Source organism: Stenotrophomonas sp. Steno-Z2 (genome assembly GCF_056393235.1).
Genome location: NZ_JBWJOY010000001.1, coordinates 1,120,300 through 1,143,913 on the forward strand (window position 1 = coordinate 1,120,300; position 23,614 = coordinate 1,143,913).

The 23,614-nt window shown below is 70.3% G+C and carries 17 protein-coding genes; 6 read left to right on the forward strand and 11 right to left on the reverse strand.

Features of this window, described 5'->3' with window-relative positions:
* Positions 1-163: 163 nt before the first annotated feature.
* From AC06FP_RS04870 to cls, 3 genes are read right to left on the reverse strand one after another with little or no spacing between them, the layout of a single operon-like run.
* Positions 164-919 carry a pyridoxine 5'-phosphate synthase gene (locus AC06FP_RS04870; protein ID WP_478074708.1) on the reverse strand — a complete coding sequence of 252 codons (756 nt, stop codon included), beginning with the start codon at positions 917-919 and terminating at the stop codon, positions 164-166.
* Complete coding sequence (locus tag AC06FP_RS04875) at positions 916-1,194, reverse strand: hypothetical protein (protein ID WP_456117631.1); 279 nt, start codon at positions 1,192-1,194, stop codon at positions 916-918. Before AC06FP_RS04875 ends, AC06FP_RS04870 begins: the two co-directional genes overlap by 4 nt.
* Before the next feature lie 47 nt (positions 1,195-1,241).
* Positions 1,242-2,702: a cardiolipin synthase gene (gene cls, locus AC06FP_RS04880; RefSeq protein ID WP_478074709.1), complete on the reverse strand. Its 1,461-nt coding sequence runs from the start codon at positions 2,700-2,702 to the stop codon at positions 1,242-1,244.
* 106 nt (positions 2,703-2,808) lie between these two features.
* Between cls and AC06FP_RS04885 the strand changes: the two genes are divergently transcribed.
* Positions 2,809-3,900 (forward strand): PA0069 family radical SAM protein, encoded by a 1,092-nt coding sequence (locus tag AC06FP_RS04885; RefSeq protein ID WP_478074710.1) that lies wholly within the window; start codon positions 2,809-2,811, stop codon positions 3,898-3,900.
* Between the two features lie 27 nt (positions 3,901-3,927).
* Here the strand turns inward: AC06FP_RS04885 and AC06FP_RS04890 are convergent, their stop codons facing one another.
* The 3 genes from AC06FP_RS04890 to AC06FP_RS04900 all read right to left on the reverse strand — a co-directional run bounded on the left by AC06FP_RS04890 (position 3,928) and on the right by AC06FP_RS04900 (position 6,911).
* Positions 3,928-4,356, reverse strand: a complete 429-nt coding sequence (locus AC06FP_RS04890) for a nuclear transport factor 2 family protein (protein ID WP_478074711.1) — start codon at positions 4,354-4,356, stop codon at positions 3,928-3,930.
* 131 nt (positions 4,357-4,487) lie between these two features.
* Complete coding sequence (locus AC06FP_RS04895) at positions 4,488-5,501, reverse strand: class 1 fructose-bisphosphatase (RefSeq protein WP_478074712.1); 1,014 nt, start codon at positions 5,499-5,501, stop codon at positions 4,488-4,490.
* Between the two features lie 207 nt (positions 5,502-5,708).
* Positions 5,709-6,911 (reverse strand): amino acid aminotransferase, encoded by a 1,203-nt coding sequence (locus tag AC06FP_RS04900; RefSeq protein ID WP_456117636.1) that lies wholly within the window; start codon positions 6,909-6,911, stop codon positions 5,709-5,711.
* A 205-nt stretch (positions 6,912-7,116) separates the two neighbouring features.
* On the opposite strand from AC06FP_RS04900, the gene AC06FP_RS04905 reads away from it, so the two are divergent.
* Entirely contained in the window at positions 7,117-9,204 is a 2,088-nt protein-coding gene (locus AC06FP_RS04905; RefSeq protein ID WP_478074756.1) for a TonB-dependent receptor domain-containing protein, read from the forward strand.
* 266 nt (positions 9,205-9,470) lie between these two features.
* Here AC06FP_RS04905 and eda read toward each other — a convergent pair whose 3' ends face one another.
* Both eda and AC06FP_RS04915 read right to left on the reverse strand, forming a co-directional pair.
* On the reverse strand, positions 9,471-10,109 hold the full coding sequence (gene eda, locus AC06FP_RS04910) for a bifunctional 4-hydroxy-2-oxoglutarate aldolase/2-dehydro-3-deoxy-phosphogluconate aldolase (RefSeq protein WP_456117637.1): 639 nt from the start codon (positions 10,107-10,109) through the stop codon (positions 9,471-9,473).
* On the reverse strand, positions 10,096-11,118 hold the full coding sequence (locus tag AC06FP_RS04915) for a sugar kinase (protein WP_478074713.1): 1,023 nt from the start codon (positions 11,116-11,118) through the stop codon (positions 10,096-10,098). The genes eda and AC06FP_RS04915 overlap by 14 nt, the downstream gene beginning before the upstream one ends.
* 272 nt (positions 11,119-11,390) lie before the next feature.
* Here AC06FP_RS04915 and AC06FP_RS04920 point away from each other — a divergent pair, with 272 nt between their 5' ends.
* On the forward strand, positions 11,391-14,186 hold the full coding sequence (locus AC06FP_RS04920; RefSeq protein ID WP_478074714.1) for a TonB-dependent receptor: 2,796 nt from the start codon (positions 11,391-11,393) through the stop codon (positions 14,184-14,186).
* A gap of 140 nt (positions 14,187-14,326) precedes the next feature.
* Positions 14,327-18,127, forward strand: a complete 3,801-nt coding sequence (locus AC06FP_RS04925; protein WP_478074715.1) for a LamG-like jellyroll fold domain-containing protein — start codon at positions 14,327-14,329, stop codon at positions 18,125-18,127.
* Between the two features lie 216 nt (positions 18,128-18,343).
* Here AC06FP_RS04925 and AC06FP_RS04930 read toward each other — a convergent pair whose 3' ends face one another.
* From AC06FP_RS04930 to AC06FP_RS04940, 3 genes are all read right to left on the reverse strand, one after another.
* The gene (locus AC06FP_RS04930; protein WP_478074716.1) at positions 18,344-18,940 is read right to left on the reverse strand and encodes a cysteine dioxygenase family protein; all 597 of its coding nucleotides are present in this window, start codon (positions 18,938-18,940) and stop codon (positions 18,344-18,346) included.
* Between the two features lie 69 nt (positions 18,941-19,009).
* Positions 19,010-20,617, reverse strand: a complete 1,608-nt coding sequence (locus AC06FP_RS04935) for a carboxylesterase/lipase family protein (protein ID WP_478074717.1) — start codon at positions 20,615-20,617, stop codon at positions 19,010-19,012.
* Entirely contained in the window at positions 20,614-21,576 is a 963-nt protein-coding gene (locus AC06FP_RS04940; RefSeq protein ID WP_478074718.1) for an alpha/beta hydrolase, read from the reverse strand. Before AC06FP_RS04940 ends, AC06FP_RS04935 begins: the two co-directional genes overlap by 4 nt.
* 165 nt (positions 21,577-21,741) lie before the next feature.
* Between AC06FP_RS04940 and AC06FP_RS04945 the strand changes: the two genes are divergently transcribed.
* Positions 21,742-22,566, forward strand: coding sequence for a 2-keto-4-pentenoate hydratase (locus tag AC06FP_RS04945; RefSeq protein WP_456117644.1), 825 nt, complete (start codon positions 21,742-21,744; stop codon positions 22,564-22,566).
* Between the two features lie 36 nt (positions 22,567-22,602).
* A complete protein-coding gene (locus AC06FP_RS04950; RefSeq protein ID WP_478074719.1) occupies positions 22,603-23,607 on the forward strand; it encodes a TRAP transporter substrate-binding protein in 1,005 nt (334 codons plus the stop codon).
* Positions 23,608-23,614: the final 7 nt, after the last annotated feature.

Below are 23,614 nucleotides of genomic sequence, written 5' to 3' on the forward strand. Positions count from 1 at the left end.
GCCGGGGGCGTTTTTTTTTTGTCGATGAAGAACGTTGGACGCGGATCGTCGGTACGCCGGATGACGGCAGCCGGACCCCTGGCGATCGAAGGCCGCCCCGGCGGCGGCAGGGGCGTCGTACCTGGACAGGGATGGCAGCGGCGGCCGTAGGCCGCGCCGATGCTCAGGGGCCGCGCGCGATCACCGCCAGATAGCCCTTCACCGTCGCGTCCAGCCCGTCATACAGCGCTTCGCCGATCAGCGCATGGCCGATGGAGACTTCCAGCACCTGCGGTACATGTTCGAGGAAGCGGCCAAGGTTGGCCTGCGACAGGTCATGGCCGGCATTGACGCCCAGGCCCGCGGCCTGCGCCCGGCGCGCGGCGTCCGCGAACAGCGCCAGTGCGGCGTCCGCGGAACCGGCGGTGAAGGCTTCGGCATAGGGGCCGGTGTAGAGCTCGACGCGGTCGGCGCCGAGCGCGGCGGCCGCGGCGATGTCCGGATTGCCGGCGTCGACGAACAGGCTGACCCGGCAACCGCAGGCTTTCAGCGCGGCGATCAGCGGACGCAGGCGTTCGCCATCGCGGGCGAAGTCGAAACCGTGGTCGGAGGTGAGCTGGCCGTCGCCATCCGGGACCAGGGTGGCCTGCGCCGGCCGCGTCTGTTCGCACAACGGCAGCAGCCCCGGGTAGCCGGCGCGCGGCGGCGCGAACGGGTTGCCTTCGATGTTGAACTCGACGCCCCGCGCGCGGGTGAGCGCGGAAAGCGCATGCACGTCGTCGGCGCGGATGTGGCGCTGGTCGGGGCGTGGATGCACGGTGATGCCGTGCGCGCCGGCGTCCAGGCAGGCCGTTGCCGCGCGCAGTACGTCGGGGTCGTTGCCGCCGCGGGAATTGCGCAGCACGGCGATCTTGTTGACGTTGACGCTGAGGCGGGTCATGACGGCGGGTGTTGTTCGGGGGCGGAAGGAGGCGGGGACGCGGCCGGTGGCATGCCTGGCCGCAGCTGGTCGCGCAGGGCCTGCAGCTCGGCCGGGTGCAGGGCACGCGGTGTCTGGTGGGCCGTGCCGGCGAAGCGTGCCGCATACAGCCCCTTCATCCACAGCAGGAAGAAGAGCAGCGCGGCCAGCAGCGACAGGAGCAGCAGGCCCGTGTGCGTGGTGGTGATGGCGAGGGTGAAGGCGCCCAGCGCGAGCAGCAGGAACAGCCAGTACATGACGATCTCCCATGGAGGCGCCCAGTGTAGCGGCCCGCCCGGTGCGGCTACAGCAGCGGCGAAGCCAGGCGGGCGAAAGCCTCGGGCAGGCGCTGCCGCCACAACGGGCGATGGCGGTCGGGCAGCACCGGCGTGGCGCGGGCGAACTCCTGTTCCAGGATCGCTTGCAGCTGCGCGGTCAGCCCGCGGTCGTGGTAGAGCATGGACAGCTCGAAGTTCAGCCGGAAGCTGCGGTGGTCGAAGTTGGCGCTGCCGACGATGCAGGTGTCGTCGTCGGCGATGAAGGCCTTGGTATGCAGCATGCGCGGGCCGTATTCGTAGATCTTGACCCCGGCCTGCAGCAGTTCGTCGTAGTAGGAGCGGCCGGCCAGGGTGACGAACAGCGAATCGCTGCGCCGTGGCACCAGCAGGCGCGTGTCCAGCCCGCCGAGCGCGGCCGAGGTCAGCGCCATGCGCGCGGCTTCGCCGGGGACGAAGTACGGGGTCACCAGCCAGACGCGGCGGGTGGCCTCGTGGATCGCCGCCACGTGCATGCGGTGGATCGCCTCCCACGAGGAGTCCGGGCCGGACACCAGCACCTGCGCCTGCACCGTGCCGTCCTCGCGCGCGGGGCCATCGGAAGGGAACAGGTCCTCCCGGTCGAAATGGGCCACGCCCTGCCCGCTGGCGTAGATCCAGTCCTCCAGGAACACCAGCTGCAGGCTGCGCACGACATGGCCGGTCAGGCGGGTGTGCAGGTCGCGGTAGGCGTCGGGGTTGCGGCTGTCGTCCTCGGCGTCGGTGATGTTGATGCCGCCGGTGAAAGCGACCGCGCCGTCGATCACCACCAGCTTGCGGTGCGTGCGCAGGTTAAGCCACGGGCGCTGGAACGGCTTGAGCAGCTGCCGCGGGTGGAACCACTCCACCTCGGCGCCGGCGTCCAGCAGGGGCCGCAGGAAGCTGCGCCTGACCCGCGACGACCCGACCGCGTCCAGCAGCAGGCGCACCTTCACCCCCGCCCTGGCCCGCTCGGCCAGCGCGTCGCGCAGGGCCGTGCCTGCATGGTCGGGCTCGAAGATGTAGTACTCCAGGTTCACGTGCCGCCGCGCGCCGGCCACCGCCGCCAGGATCGCGGCATAGGTCGCCGCGCCGTCGACCAGCCAGTCCACGGCGGTGGCGGTGCTCGGCGGCAGCCCGGTGGTGGCCTGGCCGATGCGCGCCAGCTCGGTGCAGTGCACGTCGGCCGGGCAGACCGCGTTGTAGGCCTCCATGCCCTCGCGCGAACGCCCGCGCCGCAGGCGCTGGCGCACGATCTTCTGCGGGCCGAGCACGTAGAACACGAACAGTCCGATGTAGGGCAGCGCCGCCAGCGACAGGATCCAGCTCAGCGTCGCCACCGGTTCGCGCTTCTGCAGCACGATGTAGCCAGCCAGCAGCACCAGGTAGACCACATAGGCGGCCGCCAGGACCTGCGCCGCGTGCGGGATGGAGGACACGCTGGTCCAGAGGCTGTAGAGGGTTTCACGCATGCCGCGATTCTAGCCACGGCGGGTGCGCGGTGCGCGACGCGGCGTCGTACACCTGCATGAACGCCGCGTCGCTGCATCTGCGACGCAGCCGCGCTAGCGTAGACCGATGCCGACACCGATCAAGGGCCGCGGTGCCACCAGCCACCTGCCCGGCCGCTTCGAAACCACCACCACCGATGCCGTCGACGACGGCTGGACGACCGACGAGGCCGAAGAGTTCGCCGCGCCGCGCCTGCGCACCGACGTGCGCGTGGAAGTCGCGCGCAGCATCATCAGCCGCAACAGCTCCCCGGACGTGGGCTTCGACCAGTCGGTGAACCCGTACCGCGGCTGCGAGCACGGCTGCTCGTACTGCTTCGCGCGGCCCACCCATGCCTACCTGAACCTGTCGCCGGGCCTGGATTTCGAGACCAAGATCTTCGCCAAGACCAATGCCGCCGAACTGCTGCGCAGGGAACTGGCCAAACCCGGCTACGTGGTCAAGCCGATCGCGCTGGGCATCAATACCGACGCCTACCAGCCGATCGAGCGCAGGCTGGGCATCACCCGCCAGCTGATCGAGGTGATGCTGGAAACCCGCCACCCGTTCTCGCTGATCACCAAGAACGCGCTGGTCGAACGCGACATCGACCTGCTGGCGCCGCTGGCCGCGCAACGCCTGGTCAGCGTGCACTTCTCCGTGACCTCGCTGGACCCGCACCTGTCGGCGAAGCTGGAACCGCGCGCCTCCGCGCCGCATGCGCGGCTGCGGGCGATGCGGCGCCTGCACGAGGCCGGGATTCCGGTGGGCGTGATGGTGGCGCCGGTGATCCCGTGGATCAACGATGCCGAGCTGGAGGCGGTGCTGGAAGCCGCGCGCGACGCCGGCGCGCGCAGCGCCGGCTACGTGCTGCTGCGCCTGCCCTACGAGGTGGCGCCCCTGTTCCGCGACTGGCTGCAGGCGCACCACCCGCAGCGCGCCGAACACGTGATGAGCACCATCAACCAGCTGCGCGGCGGCAAGGATTACGACAGCCAATTCGGCAAGCGCATGCGCGGTGAAGGCGTCTACGCGCAGCTGCTGTCGCGGCGCTTCGCGCTGGCCACCAAGCGCCTGGGCTTCAACGCCTCGCGTGAACAATGGCCGTGGCTGGACTGCAGCCGTTTCGTGCCGCCGGCGCCGCCGAAAAAGGCCTCGCCACAGGGCGAGCTGTTCTGATCCGCCGATGCCCTGCGGCCCGCATGGTCAGGAACCGGGCGCGGCCAGCCGCGAGGAGTGCGAGGCCACCATCTGCCAGTGGCCGTCGCGCAGCACCCACACGCGGGTGAAGCGGAAGCGCCCTTCCCAGGGCTGGCCGTCGCTGACCGCCGCCTGCACGCTGGTGCCGGTGATCACGGCGGTATCGCCGTAGCGGCGTACCTGCACGTCCTCGTTGTCGATGCGGGTATTGCGGCGCTGGCGCGTGGCCAGTTCCTGCAGGTAGTCGGCCTTGTGCTGCACGCGGCCGTCGGAATGGGTAAGCAGCCAGTCCTCGGCCAGCAACGGCGCCAATGCCGCCGCATCGCCCTGCAGGCGCAGGCGGTTCCAGTCGGTATCGGCCTGCTCCAGGGTGGGCGCCTGCGCCCAGGCCAGGGCGGAAACCAGCAGCAGCGGTACGGCGACCCAGGCGCGCATCGGCGTGTCCTCGCGGAAAACGCCGATGGTGCCCCGAATGCCTGCGGCTCGGTAGTGCCGGCAATGCCCGGCCGTGGTTTACGGCACACCGCAGCGGTGCACCGCCCCGCCCTGCCCCCGGCCGCGTGGATTCAGGCCTGCGCGTCGTGCTCGTGGTGGTAGCGGGTGGCCTCGGCCACCTCGTTGCGCGAGCCGAGGAACACCGGCACGCGCTGGTGCAGGTGGTCGGGCTGGATGTCGAGGATGCGCCGGCGCCCGTCGGTGGCGGCGCCGCCGGCCTGCTCGATCAGCATCGACATCGGGTTGGCTTCGTACATCAGCCGCAGCTTGCCGGCCTTGGACGGGTCCTTCCTGTCCCACGGGTAGATGAAGATGCCGCCGCGGGTGAGGATGCGGTGCACGTCGGCCACCATCGAGGCGATCCAGCGCATGTTGAAGTCCTTGCCGCGCACGCCTTCGCGGCCGGCCAGCAGGTCGGCCACGTAGCCCTGCATCGGCGCTTCCCAGTGGCGCTGGTTGGACATGTTGATGGCGAATTCCTTCGTGTCGGCCGGCACCTGCATGCCGCGCTGGGTCAGCACGAATTCGCCGGTCTCGCGGTCCAGGGTGAAGGCATGGGTGCCGTGGCCGACGCTGAGCACCAGCATGGTGCTCGGCCCGTAGATGCAGTAGCCGGCCGCGACCTGCTGCACGCCCGGCTGCAGGAAGTGTTCGTCGCCGGGCCTGTCGACGCCGGCCGGCGCACGCAGCACCGAGAAGATGGTGCCCACCGACACGTTCACGTCGATGTTGGAGCTGCCGTCCAGCGGATCGAACAGCAGCAGGAAGTCGCCCTGCGGGTATTCGGACGGCACCGGCTGGCTGTGGTCCATTTCCTCCGAGGCGCAGGCGGCCAGGTGGCCGCCCCAGGCGTTGGCCTCGAGCAGGATCTCGTTGGAGATCACGTCCAGCTTCTTCTGCGCCTCGCCCTGCACGTTGCCGGTGCCGGCATCGCCGAGCACGCCGCCCAGCGCGCCCTTGCTCACCGCGATCGAGATGCTGGTGCAGGCGCGGGCCACCACCGCCACCAGCTGGCGCAGGTCGGCGTTGATGCGCCGGGCATGCTGTTCTTCGATCAGGAAGCGGGTCAGCGACGTGCGGGACATGGTCGGGAGCTACCTTCAGACAAAAGGAGCGCTATTGTCGCGGGTTGTCCGCTTATTTGCGAACGCGAGTCAGGAAATGTCCCATGCAGGTGCCGGGCTTGCCCGGAGCAGGCTCTCCCGCGACGGCCGCGTGCGGGCAGGCCCCGCAGCTGCGGATGCAGAAAGCCCGGCATTGCGCCGGGCTTTCGCTGCAACGGGGCGATGCGATCAGCCGCGGCTGACGTCGAAGACCGCCTTGGCCACGTAGTCCAGGTTCTTCTGGTTCAGCGCGGCCACGCAGATGCGGCCGGTACCCACGGCGTAGATGCCGTACTCGTCGCGCAGCCGGTCCACCTGCGCCTTGCTCAGGCCCGAGTAGGAGAACATGCCGGCCTGCTGCTGGATGAAGCCGAACTCCGGCGCGCCCAGGGCGGCCAGCTTCTGCACCATGCTGGCGCGCAGGGCGTGGATGCGCTCGCGCATTCCGGTCAGCTCGGCGCCCCACATGCCACGCAACTCGGCGCTGCCCAACACGCCGGCCACCAGCGCGGCACCGTGGGTGGACGGGCTGGAGTAGATGGTGCGGATGATGCGCTTGACCTGCGACTGCACGGCCCGGGTCGAGGTCGCATCCGGGGCCACCACCGACAGCGCGCCGACGCGCTCGCCGTACAGCGAGAACGACTTGGAATACGAGTTGGCGACGATGAAGCTGTCGATGCCGGCTTCGGCGATGATGCGCACGGCCTGGCCGTCCTGCTCGATGCCCTTGTCGAAGCCCTGGTAGGCCATGTCGATGAAGGGGAACAGCTGGCGCTCCTTGAGCAGCGCGGCGACCTGCTGCCACTGCGCGGTGTCCAGGTCGGCGCCGGTCGGGTTGTGGCAGCAGGCGTGCAGCAGCACCACGGTGCCCGGCTGCAGCTTCTGCAGGTCGGCGATCATGCCGGCGAAATCCAGGCCGTGGCTGGCGTTGTCGAAATAGGTGTAATCGACCACGTCGAAGCCGGCGGCGCCGAACACGGCGCGGTGGTTTTCCCAGCTCGGATTGCTGATGGCGACGGTGGCGTGCGGCAGCAGCCTGTGCAGCAGGTCCGCACCCACGCGCAGCGCGCCGCTGCCGCCGATGGTCTGCGAGGTGGCGACGCGGCCGGCGGCGATCAGGTCCGAACCCTCGCCGAACACCAGCTTCTGCGTGGCCTGGGTATAGGCCGGCAGGCCGTCGATCGGCAGGTAACCGCGCGGCTTGGCCTCGGCGGCAAGCTGCTGTTCGATCAGATGCACGGCACGCAGCAGCGGGATGCGGCCGTCCTCGTCGTAATAGATGCCGACGCCAAGGTTGACCTTGGTCGGGCGCGGATCGGCGTTGTAGGCCTCGGTCAGACCCAGGATCGGGTCGCCAGGAACCTGTTCCACGTTTGCAAAGAAGGACACGGCGGTACTCGTCACGGTGGCGGGAGGGGGAAGTTCGGGACGACCGCGCGGCGCGGTCAAACCGCCCCATCGTAACAGGGCCGGGAGGCCTTGGCCGCAGGGTTTCAGGCGGAACCGTCGCGACGTGACGCCTCGCCTGCCGGCGATCGGCGATGATGCCGGCATGAAGCGATGCAAGCGGTTGTTTCCGGCGTTCGGATGGGCCATGGCGCTGCCGGCGACGGCATGGGCCGGCCCCGCGCCCGCCACGCTCGATGCCGTGCAGGTACAGGCGGCACGGGTGCATGCCGTCGACGATTTCGACCTGCCCGCGTCGATGACCACCCTTGGCGTGGACGAGGACGCCAACGGCCGCGGCGCGCTGGTGTCCGAAGCCCTGGGCGGCGTGCCCGGGCTGCTGGCGCGCGAGCGGCAGAACCTGGCGCAGGACACGCAGCTGTCGATCCGCGGCTTCGGCGCGCGTTCCACCTTCGGCGTGCGCGGCGTGCGGCTGCTGGCCGACGGCGTGCCGGCGACGATGCCGGACGGCCAGGGCCAGCTGTCGCATTTCAACCTGCTCGGCGCCGAACGCATCGAGGTGCTGCGCGGGCCGTTCTCGGCGCTGTACGGCAACTCCTCCGGCGGCGTGGTGCAGCTGTGGAGCGCCGATGGCCAGGCCGGCGACCCGTGGCGGCTGCGCGCCAGCATCGGCAGCGACAACAGCCGCAGCCTGGGCCTGCAGCTCAGGGGCCAAACCGGGGCGATGCACTACAACGTCGCCGCCAGCGATTACCGCACCGATGGCTGGCGCGAACACAGCGCGGCGCGGCGGGAATCGCTCAACGCACGGCTCGGTTTCGACCTTGCGCCCGGCCAGCGCCTGGACCTGCTGTTCAACGTGCTCGATGCCCCGCACGCGCAGGACCCGCTGGGCCTGAGCGCCGACCAGGTGCGTGCCGATCCGCGCCAGGCCACCGCGGTGGCCCACCAGTACGACACCCGCAAATCGGTGCGCCAGGCGCAGGCCGGTGCGGTGTACACGCTGGAACGCGCGCGCCAGACCTGGCGGCTGATGGCCTATGCCGGGCAGCGCACGGTGGAGCAGTTCCTGGCGATCCCGCCGGCGGCGCAGGCCAGCCCGCTGCATTCGGGCGGGGTGATCGACCTGGACGGCGCTTATGGCGGGGTGGACGCGCGCTGGGCCTGGCACGGCGCCCTCGCCGGCCGGCCGCTGGAGCTGGTGATCGGCGCCAACGCCGACGGCCAGCGCCAGCACCGCACCGGCTACGAGAACTTTGCCGGTGATGTGCTGGGCACCAGGGGCCGGCTGCGCCGCGACCAGCGCGACCGCGTCGGCAACGTGGACCAGTTCGCGCAGGCCTGGTGGCAGCTCGGCCCGCGCTGGTCGCTGCTGGCCGGGGCGCGCCACAGCCGGGTACGGTTCCGTTCCGACGACCATTACATCGCCGCCGGCAATCCCGACGACAGCGGCCGCCGCGACTACACCGCCACCACGCCGGTGGCCGGGCTGGTGTTCCGCGCCGGCGAGGACCTGCGCCTGTATGCCTCGGCCGGGCGCGGCTTCGAGACGCCGACTTTCAACGAACTGGGTTACCGCGCCGACGGCGGCGCCGGGCTGGCGCTGGACCTGTCCCCGGCCACCAGCCGCACCTACGAAATCGGCGCCAAGTGGCGCACCCAGGCCGGCGCGCGGCTGGAACTGGCGCTGTTCCGTGCCGACACCGACGATGAGCTGGCCGTGGCCAGCAGCGTCGGCGGCCGCAGCAGCTACCGCAACATCGGCGCCACCCGCCGCCAGGGCGTGGAGCTGGGCTGGCGGCAGCCCATCGGCGAAACCCAGCAGCTGCAGCTGGCCTGGACCTGGCTGCAGGCCACGGTGCGCGAGGGCTACCTCACCTGCACCGGCCTGCCCGCGCCCTGCACCGTGCCGCGCAATCCGGTGGCGGCCGGCACCGCGCTGCCGGGCGTGCCGCGCCAGCAGCTCCATGCGCGCTGGCGCTGGCAACCGGGCCCGTGGCAGCTGGCGCTCGAAACCGTGGCCGCAGGGGCCACGGTCGCCACCGACCTGGGCAACGAGCGCGCGCCGGGCTACGCCCTGCTGAACCTGGAAGCGGCCCGGCAGTGGCGCACCGCGCACGGCCCGCTGCGCCTGTTCGCGCGCGTGGACAACCTGCTGGACCGGCGCCATATCGGCTCGGTCATCGTCAACGACGGCAACCGCCGCTACTACGAACCCGGCCCGGATCGCGGCTGGACGCTGGGCCTGGAATGGCAGTGGGGCAGGAACGAGTGAAAACGAGGCCGTAGGTGCCGGGCTCGCCCGGCATGGGGCTTTACCGGGAAAGCCATATGCGGGGCAAGCCCCGCATCTACGCTTGGACGTGCCGCAGGAATGCGCAGGTCGGGTTGCATCGCCGATGCGCGGTGCCGGTTGGGACGACATGTCGGGGGCGCCGCCGCGACCGATGAGGCCGTAGGTGCCGGGCTCGCCCGGCACGGGGCTTTGCCGGGAAAGCCCGATGCGGGGCAAGCCCCGCATCGGCCAGACCCGCTCAGCGCTCAGCCCGGCAGCACCGCCGCCTCGCGCGCCAGCCGTTCGATGCCGGCCCAGTCGCGTGCCGCCAGCAGCTCGCGCGTGGTCAGCCACGAACCGCCCACGCACAGCACGTTGGGCAGGTGCAGGAACTGCGCGGCGGTCTGCGCGCCGATGCCGCCGGTCGGGCAGAAACGCACGTCGCCGAACGGGCCGTTCCAGGCCGCCAGCATCGCCGCGCCGCCGGCCTGCACCGCCGGGAAGAACTTGAAGGTATCCAGGCCCTGCTCCAGCCCGCGCATCAGTTCCGACGAAGTCGCCACGCCCGGCAGGAACGGCAGGTCGGTGTCGCGCGCGGCGGCGTAGAGCCGGTCGGTGGCGCCCGGCGACACCGCGAAGCGGCCGCCGACGGCCTTCACCTGCTCCATCTGCCGCGCGTCGAGTACGGTGCCGGCGCCGATCACCGCGTCGGGCACGGCCTCGACCATCGCCCCGATCGCCGCCATCGCGGTGGGCGTGCGCAGCGTCACTTCGATCACCGGCAGGCCGCCGCGGAACAGTGCCTGCGCCACCTGCACGGCGTCGTCGATGGCATCGGGGGTGAACACCGGGATCACCGGTGCCAATCTGAGTACGGCGCGCACGCGCGGATCAGCGCCTGACATCGAACCTTCCTTCGCCCACCAGGGCCATCACGTCGGCCACGCCGACCGGGTTGAAATCGCCGGGAATGGAATGCTTCAGGCAACCGGCGGCCAGGCCGAAGCGGATCGTGGCGTCGGCGTCGAAGCCTTCGATCAAGCCGTGCAGCACGCCGGCGGCGAAGGCGTCGCCGCCGCCGATGCGGTCGACGATGCCGGTCAGCTCCTGCGCCGGCGCCACCGCGCGGGTGCCGTCGCGGCCGAGCAGCATCGCGCCGAGCGAATGATGGCCCACGCTGTGCGCCGTGCGCTGGGTGCAGGCCATGTACTGCAGGCGCGGGAAGGCGGCGAACGCCATCGCCGCGGCCGCGTCCACGCGCGCCTGCGCGTCGGCCTGCGCAAACTCGCCGCCCAGCACCACGCCGATGTCGCGGTGGTCGGCGAACACGATGTGCGCGCAGTCGAACAGCTCGCGCAGGATCGCCCTGGCGTCGCCGCCCCAGCGCTCCCACAGTTTCGGCCGGAAATTGCCGTCGAAGGACACCTTGATGCCCGTCGCGTTGGCCGCGCGCGCCGCCGCCAGCGTGGCCTGCGCCGCCTCGGCGCCGAGCGCGGGGCTGACCCCGGACAGGTGCAGCCACTGCGCGCCGTGCAGCAGCGCCGGCCAGTCGTAGCTGTCGGCGCGCGCGTTGGCGAAGGCCGAATCGGCGCGGTCGTAGACCACCTCGCTGGGCCGGTGGCCGGCGCCGGTGGTCAGGAAGTACAGGCCCATGCGGCCCTCGCCGCGACGCACCCGGCCGGTGTCCACGCCGTGCCGGCGCAGCTCGCCGGTCACCGCCGCGCCCAGCGGGTTGTCGGCGACCACGCCGACCATCGCCACGTCATGGCCGAAGTGCGCCAGCGACACGCCGACATTGGCTTCGGCGCCGCCGCAGTGCACCTCCAGCACCGGGCTCTGCAGCAGCAGCTGGTGGCCGGGCGCGCCCAGCCGCAGCAGCAGCTCGCCGAAACAGACAACACGGGGGGAACTCATCGGGACTCCTGTCGCGGTCTACACGGGCGGGAATGATGGCACGATAGTTTGACCATCGGTGTCATATCCGGGAATTGTCCCGCTGTCCCTGTCGGCAACGGCGCCGTAATGTCCCAAAGACAAGGGCTTGCGGCGGTTTCCCTGCCTGTTGCAGTGCAAGATGCTCCCTTCCGGTGCTCCTGCTACTTTCGGTTTTGACCAGCGGTGTCATATGCCTTTGGCACTACAGGAACAGCCGCTTCGCATGTAAACCTTTGGAGAGGGGGAAACACATGTATCCACACAGCAAGCAGAAAAAGACACCGGTTACCTTGCTCGCGCTGTCGATCGCGCTGGCCCTGCAGGCCGGCGCGGCCTCGGCCCAGGACGCGGGCGCCGCCGCCACCGAACTGGACACCGTGACCGTCACCGGCTACCGCGCCAGCGTCGAGAAGGCGCTGGACATCAAGCGGGGCGAGGCCGGCATGGTCGACGCCGTGGTCGCCGAAGACATCGGCAAGTTCCCCGACAGCAACCTGGCCGAATCGCTGCAGCGCATTCCCGGCGTGGTCATCACCCGCGACGGCGGCGAAGGCCGCCAGATCACCGTGCGCGGCCTGGGCCCGGATTTCACCCGCGTGCGCATCAACGGCATGGAGGCGCTGAGCACCGTCGGCAGCAGCGACGGCCAGGGTGGCACCAACCGCAGCCGCGGCTTCGACTTCAACGTGTTCGCCTCGGACCTGTTCTCGCAGCTGATCGCGCGCAAGACCGCCTCGGCCGACGTGGAGGAAGGCTCGCTGGGCGCCACCGTCGACCTGCGCACCGCGCGGCCGTTCGACTACGACGGCTTCACCCTCGTGACCAACGTGCAGACCGCCTACAACGACGCCTCGCGGGCGGCGATGCCGCGCTTCGCCGGCCTGATCGCCAACAGCTGGGCCGACGGCAAGGTCGGCGCGCTGCTGTCGGTGGCGTATTCCGAGCGCGAGACCGTGGAGGAAGGCACCGGCACGGTACGTTGGGCCAATGCACTGGCCAACACGCCCACCAATGCGGCCAATCCGAAGGGCGTCGGTTTTGCGGGTTGCAGCACCGGCACCGCTCCGTTCCCGGGCGTGTGCAGCGACCAGGTCTACACGCCGCGCTTCCCGCGCTACACGTTGATGGAACACGACCAGAAGCGCCTGGGCGTGACCGGCTCGCTGCAGTTCAAGCCCAGCGACCGCACCACCTTCAGCCTGGACATGCTCTATTCGAAGATCGATGCCCAGCGCGACGAGAAGTACATCGAGGCCAACGGCCTGAGCAAGACCGGCAACGACGGCAAGGCCCAGATCGTGGTCAGGGATGGCGTGATCGAGAACGGCGCCCTGGTCTACGCAAAGATGGACAACGTGGATATCCGCGCCGAGAACCGCCACGACGAGTGGAGCACGGATTTCTACCAGGTCAGCCTTGATGGCGAGCACAGGCTGACCGACGACTTCACCCTCAGCGGCAGGGTCGGCACCTCCAGGTCCAAGCACGACAACCCGGTCCAGGCGACCATCATGATGGACAAGCTCAATGTCCAGGGCTACAGCTACGACTACCGGGGCAACGCCAACAAGCCGGTGTTCGATTACGGCGTCAGCCCGACCGATCCGAACGGCTGGACGCTGTCCACCATCCGCCTGCGCCAGAACTACGTGACCAACGAGTTCCACAACGGCGAGCTGGATTTCGCCTGGGTCATCGGCCCGTCGTTCACCCTGAGCGGCGGCGTGCAGGCCAAGAACTACAGCTTCGATTCGATGGAGCGTCGCCGTACGGCGAACGAGGCCAACTCGCTGCCTGATTTCAGCACCGGCAACAAGACCGTGCCGGCCGACATGACCGAGCAGGCCGGCCTCAGCGGCCTGGCCGGTTCGCCGGGCAAGTGGGTGGTGCCCAACTTCGACGCCATCGCCAACATGTTCGGCGTGCTCAGCGGCCAGGGCATCTATGCGCTGAGCGATTACGCCGCCAGCATGCGTGGCGTCGAGGAACAGGACCGCAGCGGCTGGCTGATGGGCAAGTTCTCCACCGAGATCGGCTCGATCCCGGTATACGGCAACATCGGCGTGCGCCACGTTCGTACCAAGCAGACCTCAACCGGCGTGGCCACCGCCAGCGGCACGCCGGTGGCCGCCACCGTGACCCGCGAATACAACGACACCCTGCCGTCGCTGAACGTGGTGGCCGAAGTCACCCCCGACTTCCTGGTGCGTTTCGCCGCGGCCAAGGTGATGTCGCGTCCGGGCCTGGGCAGCCTGACCCCGGGCGTGACGGTCAATGTCAGCGGCAGCGCCCGGACGGTCAGCGGCGGCAACCCGATGCTCGACCCGGTGCGCGCCAAGAGCTACGACCTGGGCCTGGAGTGGTACTTCGACGAAGGCGCGATGCTCGGCGCGACCCTGTTCTACAAGGACATCGACAGCTACATCCAGAACACCCGGGAAACCCGCATCTACGCCGACAGCGGCCTGCCGGCCAGCCTGCTGGACAACCTCAACGCCAGCCCCAGCGACGAGTTCACCTTCACCGTGCCGGTCAACACCCCGGGCGGCAAGCTGCAGGGCGTGGAGCTGAACTACGTGCAGCCCTTCACCTTCCTGCCGGGCAAGTGGAGCAACCTGGGCACGCAGCTGAACTACACCTACGTGGACTCGGACATCCAGTACCTGCTGTCTTCCGGCGCGGCCGCGCAGAAGGCGGCGATGACCGGCCAGTCCAAGAACTCGTGGAACGCCACCCTGTTCTACGAAGGCACGAGCTTCTCCGGCCGCGTTTCGGCCACCAACCGCAACGACTACCTGATCCAGGTGCCGGGCACCGAGACGGGCTTCAACAGCGACGCCAACGGCGTGCACGGCCAGAGCGGCACCACCATCCTCGATGCGTCGATCCACTACCGCATCAGCGACCAGCTGGAAATCAGCCTGGAAGGCGCCAACCTGACCAACGAGGCGCAGGAATCGTGGGTGGCCAACCCGTCGGTGTCGCTGCCGCTGGAGTACAGCCAGACCGGGCGCACCTACACGCTGGGCCTGCGCTACAGGTTCTGATGGGGGATGCCCTCCCGGTGCGATGCCGGGAGGGCTGCCGATGGTGCGACGCAGGATGTGATGGCGCGTCGGCGTCGCTAACTTGGCCCACCGCGCGCGGCGCAGGCAACCACCGCCCGCGCGCTTCCAAGAGATGCACGATGTCACGACGTTCCCCCCGCCCACTGTTCCGTACCCTGCTGCTGGTTTCCGCGCTGTCGCCCGCTCTCCCGGCGGCGGCGCTTTCTTCTCCGGCGCAGCTGCTGTTCCGCGTCTCGGCCGACCAGGGCTTCGTCGCCGACCAGGCGCAGGGCGATGCCGTGCCCAACTTCCAGGACAAGGTGAGCCTGGTCGACGACGGCGCCCACGGCCGCGCGATCCGCTGGGAAGACGACGGCGTGCTGTCGTGGAATGCGCCGGGCAACATCCGCGCCGCGCGCGGCACCCTGTCCTTCTTCTGGCGTTCGCGCTACGCGGTGGGCGAGGCGCCGTTCGTGATCTTCCGCGTCGGCCATGCCGACCACAGCAGCTGGGACATGGCCTGGCTGCGCATCGACTGGAACGGCCACGGCTTCGACGCCTTCGTCACCGACGCCAACCTGGCGCGCACCCGCGTTTCGTTCCGGCTCGACAGGCTTCCGTCGCCCGAACAGTGGCAGCACATCGCCTTCGCCTGGGACGAGGACAAGGGCGTGCGCCTGTTCCTCGACGGCCGCGAAGTGGCGCGCGTCGATACCACTGGCGACTACGATGCCGCGCTCGACCAGCTCGGCCTGGCCGGGCGGGTGATGGCGCCCTACCAGGTGCAGAGCCGCTACAACTTCCTGCGCGGCAGCGACTTCGACGAGATCCGCGTCTACGACCGCATGCTCGATGCCGCCGACATGGCGGCGCTGGCGCGCAATGCGCAGCCACGCGCGGAGGGGGCCGCGGCAACCGCCTCGCAGCGCGCCTGGTGGCACCGCTACGGTTGGGAGGGCGCGCCGCCGCCGGTACTGGACACGGCGGTGACGACGATCCGCAAGGTCGAGTTCGCCGACGCCAGGGACAAGAAGCAGTGGATGTGGAAGGGCACCGACGGCATCGCCGAGACCACCTGGCCCGGCGTCTACAACCGCTCGCGCCTGCCCGGTCGCAACGACTATTTCCAGCTGCCGGACTGGAACACCTATGTCGAAGGCGGGCAACGCCTCGATCTGACCGTGCCCGCCGATGAGCGGATCAACCGCATCGAGATCCGCGGCGCGGCCTTCGGCACGCTCGAGGGCGATGCCGGCACCCTGTTCACCCGGCCCCGGGGCGTGGTCCGCAGCGTGGACCAGTTCGCCACCCAGACCGGCGGCGCGCTGCGCTTCACCAACGTCGAGCAGGAAACGCCGATCCAGGAAATCTGGGGCTACCACGTCAGCGACGCCGCCGAGCCGCAGGGCACGGTCAGGCAGCGCTACCTGATCGACAGCAGCGTGCTGCCGGACTACACCAACATCGCCGCGCTGCGCGACTACATCGATGGCCGTTTCGCACCGGACGAACGCAGCGTGGTGATGGCGCTGCCCAAGGGCGCCGGCTCGCGCAAGCGCGCGGCCACTTCGCTGCCGGCGCACCCGCAGCCCATCGTGCACGTGCTGGTGCCTTCCGGCGTCGGCGATGCGCCGGCGGCGCAGCCGCTGATCCGCAGCTGGGCCTACAGCTGGGAGAACATGCACGACGGCCTGGACGGCGTCGCCATCGACCTGCCGGCGCTGGACCTGCCCGCCACGCACCACGGCGGCGTGATCCCGCTGAACATCCGCATCAAGGACCCGATCTGGCCGGCGCGCGACATGATCGACGTGTCGGTCTCGGTGCGGCCGGGCGAGAAGCGCACGCTGTGGCTGGACCTGCGCGACCGCCTGCTCACCGGCGACAGCCTGTGGATTTCCATCGCCTCGGCCGCACCCGGCTTCAATGCCGCGTCGCTCGACGGCGGCGAAGTGCGGCTGGTGTTCAAGGACCGCAGGGAGGCGCTCAAGGAACACGTCGCCGACCGCTTCAACCAGGTGCGCGACAACTGGGGCTTCCTGGTCGAGGAACACACCACTTCCAAACGCCAGCGCCTGTACGCGCGCGTGTACGCCGACCTCAGCGACCTGCTGCGCGTGGACCCGGAGCACGAACTGGGCCGGCTGTACTGGAACTACATCAGCTACAACAGCCAGGGGCGCTCGCCGTTCCAGCAGCCGCAGCCGCCCAGGGGCGTACCGCTGTGGGCGTTCCGGCAGGTGGAGGACCTCAGGCGCGTGCGCCGCTTCGTCGACTGGTGGATCGACAACCGCCAGGTCGAATACGGCGATTTCGGTGGCGGCATCTCCGACGATACCGACCTGACCCAGCAATGGCCGGGGCTGGCGCTGATGGGCGTGGAACCCGACCGGCTCAATGCCTCGCTGACCGCGCTCTCGGACGCGGTGTACAAAAACGGCATGTTCGCCAACGGCCTGAGCACCATCGAGACCGACGAACTGCACGCCTACGAAGAAGGCATCAACGCCAACAGCGCGATGCTCTACCTCAACTGGGGCGACCCGCTGACCGTCGAGCGGCTGATGGAAACAGTGCGGGCCTTCGACGAACGCATCATCCTGCGCAATCCGCAGGGGCACCTGCTGTTCTCCAGCAACTGGTTCGGCGGCAACAAGGTCTACCGCGAACCGAACTGGCAGTGGCAGAAGCCCTATTCGTTCCCGGTGCTGCACCCGGCGTTCCTGATGGGCGAATACAACGCCGATCCCACCGGCCGCAAGCTGGTCACCGGGCTGGCCGACAGCTATCTCGCCCATGCCTACGCCGACGACAAGGGCCGCTGGACCCTGCCCAACGAGATCAACTGGGCCACCGGCAAGACCCGCGGCGGCGAGCTCAACCAGGGCTCGGGCGGCGGCGATGTCATGCATGCGTTCTGGGCGGCGTGGCGCTGGAGTGGCGACGACAGATACCTGAAGGCGCTGGATTACCGCGTGGCGCGCGGCGGCCCGAACGCGTTGTCCAACCTGGGCGAGAACTTCATCGACGTGCTCGGCCGCCAGCAGGACTGGGGCCGGCAGCTGGTCGCCGCCGCCGACCAGGGCGACACCGGCTTCGCCGCGGTCACCGCGTGGCAGCTGACCGGCGACAGGAAGTACCTCGAAGCGCTGCACGCCGAGGGCATCCAGGCCAAGGCGCAGCGCGAGTACATGAACACCGAGGGCCACTGGTGGAGCGACCGCGTGGAGGCGCCCAGCGAGTTCCTGCAGCGCCTGCGCCTGGGCGGCATCGCGCTCAAGCGCAACCAGAGCTGGCCCGGCCACACGGTGAGCTGGCGCTTCGCCCAGCCCGGCGCCGCCGAGCAGGTGGCGCTGCTGGTGCACGCGCCCTCGCGCGAGCGCTTCAAGGTGATCGCCTGGAACATGGGCGACAAACCGCTGGACGCGGCGATGACCGGCTGGAACATCGCCGCCGGCACCTGGCGCATCACCAGCGGCATCGACCGCGATGGCGACGACCGGATCGACGGCAAGGCGCAGGTGCGCGAGGTGGCCCTGCAGCGCAGTGCTTCGACCACGCTGCGGTTCGCGCCGAAGCAGGCGCAGGTATTCGAGTTCGAACTGGTCCAGCCCGGTTCCCCGGTGGAAACCCGCCCCGACCTCGGCATCGGCCGGGGCGACCTGCAGGTCGCCGATGGCCGCGTGCGGCTGACCGTGCACAGCCTGGGCCACGTCGCCACCCGGCCCGGCCATGCGCTGATCGAGGATGCGCGTGGCCGCGAGCTGGCGCGCGTGGCGATTCCCGCGCTGGAAGCGCCGCTGGACCTGCGGCCGCGCACGGCGACGGTGGAGCTGCCGCTGCCCGCCGGCTTCGACCGCCGCGGCGCCAGCGTGCGGGTGCTGCAGGAAGGCGACGCCGAAGAAGTGACGCTGCTCAACAACCGCCTGCCGCTGCGGTAAGCGGTGGATCAGTGGGCAACGCCGGATGTTCCCTTCTCCCTCCGGGAGAAGGTGCCCCGAAGGGGCGGATGAGGGCGCAGGCTGGCTTCATTCGCGACTGCGCATGACGATGGTGCAACTGGCGGCTGCTCAATACCTGCGTGCCGTATCGTGGATGCCGGGCCTGCCCGGCACGGGGCGTCACGGGGCGAGCCGCATGCGCGGCAAGCCCCGCCTCTACGCGCTGTCGGTCTGCATCTGCCGGCTTTCGCGCCGGTACCAGTCCCCGCGCCCCGCTTCCGGAACGAACACCGTGCAGCGCTCCATCGGCCGCTGGTAGACGTGCACCGAAATCGCGATGTCATCGTCGCTGGCGTTGCGCAGCTTGTGGAATTCATCGGGCGGAATGAGGTTGCCGGCGCTGCCACGTTCGCCGGTCAGGACCGGCATGGCCTGGAAGCGCATGGCATCGCCGCGCGCTTCCAGCAGGCGGTAAGGGGCGATGCGCAACGCGCCCTGCCATACGCCTTCCACGCACCACAGGCCATCGTGGTCGTGCAGCGGCGTGCCCTGTCCCGGTCCCCAGGTCATGGCGATGATGCTGTAGCCATGGCGCGCGCTGCGGTACAGCTCGCGCCGCGCGTAGTGGTCGGTGATCGGCGCATGCACGCAATCCGGCAGCACGATCGCCGGATCGGCGATGGCCTGCTGCAGCGCCTTTTCGATACGGGCCACCGTGCTGGCGACGTCAGGCGTGGCAAGCGCCGCGTCGATGGCCGCCACCAGTCGCTCGCGGCCCATGAAACCGGAATAAGTGGTTGCACCTGAAATCATGCGGCCAGTCTAGGGCACAGTGGTGAACATTCCGTTCGCCGTGCCGCATCGTCCGACCGCAGGCCGCGTTCATGCGGTGCCGCGCTGCACGAACGGAACCTGCGCGTACAACCGGCGCTCGCCGCCGCGCGGATCGTCCTGCAGGCGGCTGTCGTCGTCGAATACCAGGGTCTGCCGGCGCTGCAGCGAATACGGTTCCCAGCGCGGAAGTCCGCGATGGTTGGGATCGCCGTGGCGGGCGAAGGCCAGCAGCGCATCGCTCATGGCCCCGGCCATGCGCGTGGCCGAAGCGGTGGCGCCGGTGCGCGAACCGGGCTGCCGCGTGTTGTCGAACACCAGCGGTATGTCCAGCGTATGAAAGGCGCGCAACCGGTCCGCTTCGCCGCCGCGGTCGTACCAGTCCAGCTGGTAGGCCCAGGTCGGCGCGCCCTGCCGCGCGCGCGCTTCCAGTTCCTCGACCGCGCCGCGCCACGAACGCCCGGAGGTGGTCGCGGCGAAGAACACGTCCGACGGCGTGTAGTGCGGGTACATCTGCCGGTAGGCGGCGATCACCACCGACGGCAGCAGGTCCACGAACTGTTCCTTCTCCAGCTTCGCCGGCAGCTCGTCCCAGCCCAGCGCGAAATTGCGCGCGTCATGGCCGAGGAAGGCGCGGGTCTCGTCGTGGGTATTGCCGATGACCATGGGAATGCCGGCCGACTGCAGCGGCGCCTGCGGCCAGAACGGATGCACCGGCAGGTGGCGCGCGTCCAGCACCGGGCCGAAGTACAGGCCGGTGTCCTCGACCCACGAGGGATCGCGCAGCTTCACCGCCTCCAGCAGCTTTTCCATCGGCAACGTGCGCAGCGCCTGCGGATCGCGCAGGCGGAAGTGCTCGAGCACGCGTTGCGCACGCAGCGTGGCGGCGCGCGGGCCGGCGGCGGTGACCTGCTGGCCGCTCATCGTCCAGGCGCGGTGGAACAGCCCTTTCGCCGCGGGCATCGCCATCAGCGTGGCGATCTTGGCGCCGCCGCCGGACTGGCCGAACACGGTGACGTTGCCGGCATCGCCGCCGAACTCGGCCGCGTGCTGGCGTACCCACTGCAGCGCCTGCACCAGGTCGAGCTGGCCGGCGTTGCCCGAATCGGCGAACGCCTCGCCGCCCAGGCCGGCCAGGTACAGGTAGCCGAACACGTTGAGGCGGTGATTGACGGTGACCACTACCACGTCGCCGCGCCGGCACAGGTTGCCGCCGTCGTACAGCGGGTCGCTGCCCGAGCCGTTGTTGTAGGCGCCACCGTGCAGGTACACCAGCACCGGCCGGCGGCCGCCGTCGCGCAGCGCCGGCGTCCACACGTTGAGATACAGGCAGTCCTCGCTGCCCGGCCCTTCGCCGCTGGTCTGCGGCGCGGCCGGGCCATGGACCAGCGCATCGCGTATCCCCTGCCATGGCGTTTCCAGCGCCGCCTGCTGGAAGCGCCGCGGTGCGGTATCGGCGCCGTAGGGAATGCCGCGGAAGACATGCACGCCCTGCTCGGTCTGCCCGGCGACGCGGCCGCCGCGCAGCCGCGCCACGGGACTGGCCTGCCCGCGCGCGGCCGCGGCCGGCACGGCAGCGGCCAATCCGGCGCCGAGCGAACACAGCGCGCCGGCGCGCAGGAAGTGGCGGCGCTGCGGATCGTCTGGCGTGGCGCTCATGGCGTGTTCTCCTTCGCCTGTGCGGCGATCCAGTCCAGCGCCAGCCGCGGCCAGGCGGCGGTGGTCAGGCCAGCGGTGCCGCGCGTGCCGAAGCCGTGTCCGCCGCGCGGGAACACGTGCAGCTCGGCCGGCACGCCGGCCTGGCGCAGGCCGGCGTAGAACGCCAGGCTGTTGCCCACCGGCACCGCGTCGTCGTCGCCGGCGTGCACCAGGAAGGTGGGCGGCGTGTCGGCGCGCACCTGGTGCTGCATCGAGTAGCGCCGCTGCAATGCCGGTTCCGGTTGCGGGCCGAGCAGGCGTTCGCGCGAGCCGGGGTGCGCATCTGCCCCGGCCATGTCGATCACCGGGTACACCAGCAGCTGGAAATCGGGGCGCGCGCTGACGCGGTCGATGGCGTCCGTCGCCGGGTACGCCGGATGGTCGAAGCCGTTGCCGAGGCGCGCGGCCAGGTGGCCGCCGGCGGAGAAGCCGATCACGCCGATGCGCCGCGGTTCCAGCTGCCATTCGCCGGCGCGGGCGCGGATCAGGCGCAGCGCGCGCTGCGCGTCGGCCAGCGCCGCGTCGCGATCCTCGCGGCCCTCCCCCGGCAGCCGGTAGCGCAGCACGAACAGGGTGACGCCGCCCTGTTCGACGAAGGCCGGCACCAGCGCCGAGCCTTCCTTGTCCAGCACCACGCGCTGGTAGCCGCCGCCGGGCGTGACCAGCAGCGCGGTGCCGTTGGGGCGCGCCGGCCGGTACACCACCAGCCAGGGCTCGCTGACGTGGGTGATGTAGCGGTCAGGCAGCGCCGGATCGGTGCTGCGTTCGACGACCTGCGGCGCCTGGGCCAGCGGCTTGTCCCCCGGTGCCAATCCGGCCGGCCACAGCGCGATCCGCTGCGCCGACTCCGCTGCCGGTTCACCGTCCGCGCCGGTGGACGCGGTCGCGGCGGGAAGCCCGGGGGCCAGGAGAAAAGCCATCAATAACAATGAGCTGCGCAGGCGGGTCGGATGCATGGGGAATCTCGCGGTGCGGGGCCGGAGCGGCCGTGATGCGTTGCGTATTGCCATATGACACCGGTTTACCATATACAGCACCCACAGCACTGTCGATGGGCGGTGCAGCAACGCCACCAGGAGAGCCACTTGAGCAACGATCAAGGCCGACAGGACCCGTCCGCCGCGCTGGACGACATCGCCCGCCAGTTCGTGGAGGCGCGTCGCGCGGGGCGTTCGCTCGCCGATTTCCCCGGCGCGATCCCGGCGGACCTGGTGACCGCCTACCAGGTGCAGGACCTGGCCATCGGCCGCTGGGACGACGACGTGGTGGGATGGAAGGTGGGCTACATCGCCGCCGAGCGCCGCGACGGATCCGGCGACGAGCGCCTGCTGGGTCCGGTGTTTTCGCGCCAGCTCTGGAATGCTACCGGTAGCATCGTCGATATCCCGGTGTTCTCCGGTGCCGGCGGTTTCGCCGCGGTCGAGGCCGAGTACGTGCTGCGGCTCGACGCCGACGCACCGGCCGACAAGCTCGACTGGACCCCGGCCGAAGCCGCCGCCCTGCCCGCGCGGCTGTTCACCGGCGTGGAAGTGGCCAGCAGCCCGCTGGCGACGATCAACGTGCTGGGGCCGCGGGTGGTCGTTTCCGACTTCGGCAACAACAATGGGCTGGTGCTGGGCACCGAAATCGTGGACTGGACGCGGCTGGACGAGGCGCGGCTGCTGGCGCGCACCGAGATCGACGGCAGCGTGGTCGGCATCGGCGGCGCCGGCAACCTGCCCGGCGGCCTGCGCGCGGCCTACGCGTTCGCGCTGGCGCGTTCGGCGCGGCGCGGCCGGCCGCTGCGTCGTGGCGACCTGATCGCCACCGGCAACGCCACTGGCATCCACGACATCGGCGTGGGCCAGCAGGCCGTGATCCGCTTCGAGGGCCACGGCGAGATTTCCTGCAGGGCCGTGGCCGCCGGCTGACCGGTGCGCACGGAGGGTATGCGTGGAGGGGGTTCGATGATCAATCGCAGAAGGTTTCTCGCCACCGGGCTGGGCGCGCTTGCCGCGCCGGCGCTGGTGGCCTGTACGGGCGGCGGCCGCCAGGCGGCCGGCGATGGGCGCCTGCTCACCGCCACCGACGTCCACGTGGCGGACTACCCCACGGTCACCGCGGTCAGGTGGATCGGGCAGGAGCTCGAACGCGCGACCGGCGGCCGCCTGCGGCTGGCGCAGTACCACTCCGGCCAGCTCGGCCGCGAGTCGGAGGCGATCGACATGGCGCGCTTCGGCGCCATCGACATCACCCGGGTCTATTCCGGCGCGCTGAACAACGCCTTCCCGCTGACCCAGGCGCTGTGCCTGCCGTACGTGTTCGACTCGGTCGCGCACATGCGCCACGCGCTCGATGGCGGCATCGCCGACGCGGTGCTGGCCGGCTTCGAGAGCCGCGACCTGGTCGGCCTGGCGATCTACGACTCGGGCGCGCGCTGCTTCTACAACACCAAGCACCCGATCGTTGAGCCGCGCGACCTGCACGGCCTGAAGCTGCGCGTGGCCAGCTCGGACATCTTCCTGCAGCTGATGCGCCTGTTCGGCGCCAACCCGACGCCGATGTCACTGGGCGACACGTTCTCCGGCATGGAGACGCACATGATCGACGGCGCCGAGAACAACATGCGCAGCTTCCATTCCAGCCGCCACTTCGAGGCCGCGCACTACTGGTCGGAAAGCCAGCATTCCTACGCGCCGGACGTGCTGCTGATGTCGCGGCGCAGCTTCGACGCGCTGGCGTCGGGCGACCGCCGCCTGCTGCTGGAGCTGGCGCGGCAGTCGGTGCAGGTGATGCGCGACGAATGGGATGCCTCCGAGGACCAGGCCCGCCAGGCGGTGCTGGCCCACGGCGTGAAGGCCAACGCGGTGGACATCGCCGCGTTCCGCGATGCCGCCGCGCCGCTGCTGCGCGACTACCTGCGGCAGCCGGAGATCGCCGCCCTGCACCGCCGCATCCGCGATTTCGCCTGAGGACCCG

Excerpts from the sequence above, each read along its gene's own strand:
- AC06FP_RS04940 (WP_478074718.1), bottom strand. The coding sequence starts at position 21,576 with ATGGCTTTTCTCCTGGCCCCCGGGCTTCCCGCCGCGACCGCGTCCACC.
- AC06FP_RS04890 (WP_478074711.1), bottom strand. The coding sequence starts at position 4,356 with ATGCGCGCCTGGGTCGCCGTACCGCTGCTGCTGGTTTCCGCCCTGGCC.
- AC06FP_RS04920 (WP_478074714.1), top strand. The coding sequence starts at position 11,391 with ATGTATCCACACAGCAAGCAGAAAAAGACACCGGTTACCTTGCTCGCG.
- AC06FP_RS04875 (WP_456117631.1), bottom strand. The coding sequence starts at position 1,194 with ATGTACTGGCTGTTCCTGCTGCTCGCGCTGGGCGCCTTCACCCTCGCC.
- AC06FP_RS04915 (WP_478074713.1), bottom strand. The coding sequence starts at position 11,118 with ATGAGTTCCCCCCGTGTTGTCTGTTTCGGCGAGCTGCTGCTGCGGCTG.
- AC06FP_RS04905 (WP_478074756.1), top strand. The coding sequence starts at position 7,117 with ATGGCGCTGCCGGCGACGGCATGGGCCGGCCCCGCGCCCGCCACGCTC.
- AC06FP_RS04930 (WP_478074716.1), bottom strand. The coding sequence starts at position 18,940 with ATGATTTCAGGTGCAACCACTTATTCCGGTTTCATGGGCCGCGAGCGA.
- AC06FP_RS04895 (WP_478074712.1), bottom strand. The coding sequence starts at position 5,501 with ATGTCCCGCACGTCGCTGACCCGCTTCCTGATCGAAGAACAGCATGCC.
- AC06FP_RS04950 (WP_478074719.1), top strand. The coding sequence starts at position 22,603 with ATGATCAATCGCAGAAGGTTTCTCGCCACCGGGCTGGGCGCGCTTGCC.
- cls (WP_478074709.1), bottom strand. The coding sequence starts at position 2,702 with ATGCGTGAAACCCTCTACAGCCTCTGGACCAGCGTGTCCTCCATCCCG.
- AC06FP_RS04870 (WP_478074708.1), bottom strand. The coding sequence starts at position 919 with ATGACCCGCCTCAGCGTCAACGTCAACAAGATCGCCGTGCTGCGCAAT.
- AC06FP_RS04885 (WP_478074710.1), top strand. The coding sequence starts at position 2,809 with ATGCCGACACCGATCAAGGGCCGCGGTGCCACCAGCCACCTGCCCGGC.
- AC06FP_RS04925 (WP_478074715.1), top strand. The coding sequence starts at position 14,327 with ATGTCACGACGTTCCCCCCGCCCACTGTTCCGTACCCTGCTGCTGGTT.
- eda (WP_456117637.1), bottom strand. The coding sequence starts at position 10,109 with ATGTCAGGCGCTGATCCGCGCGTGCGCGCCGTACTCAGATTGGCACCG.
- AC06FP_RS04935 (WP_478074717.1), bottom strand. The coding sequence starts at position 20,617 with ATGAGCGCCACGCCAGACGATCCGCAGCGCCGCCACTTCCTGCGCGCC.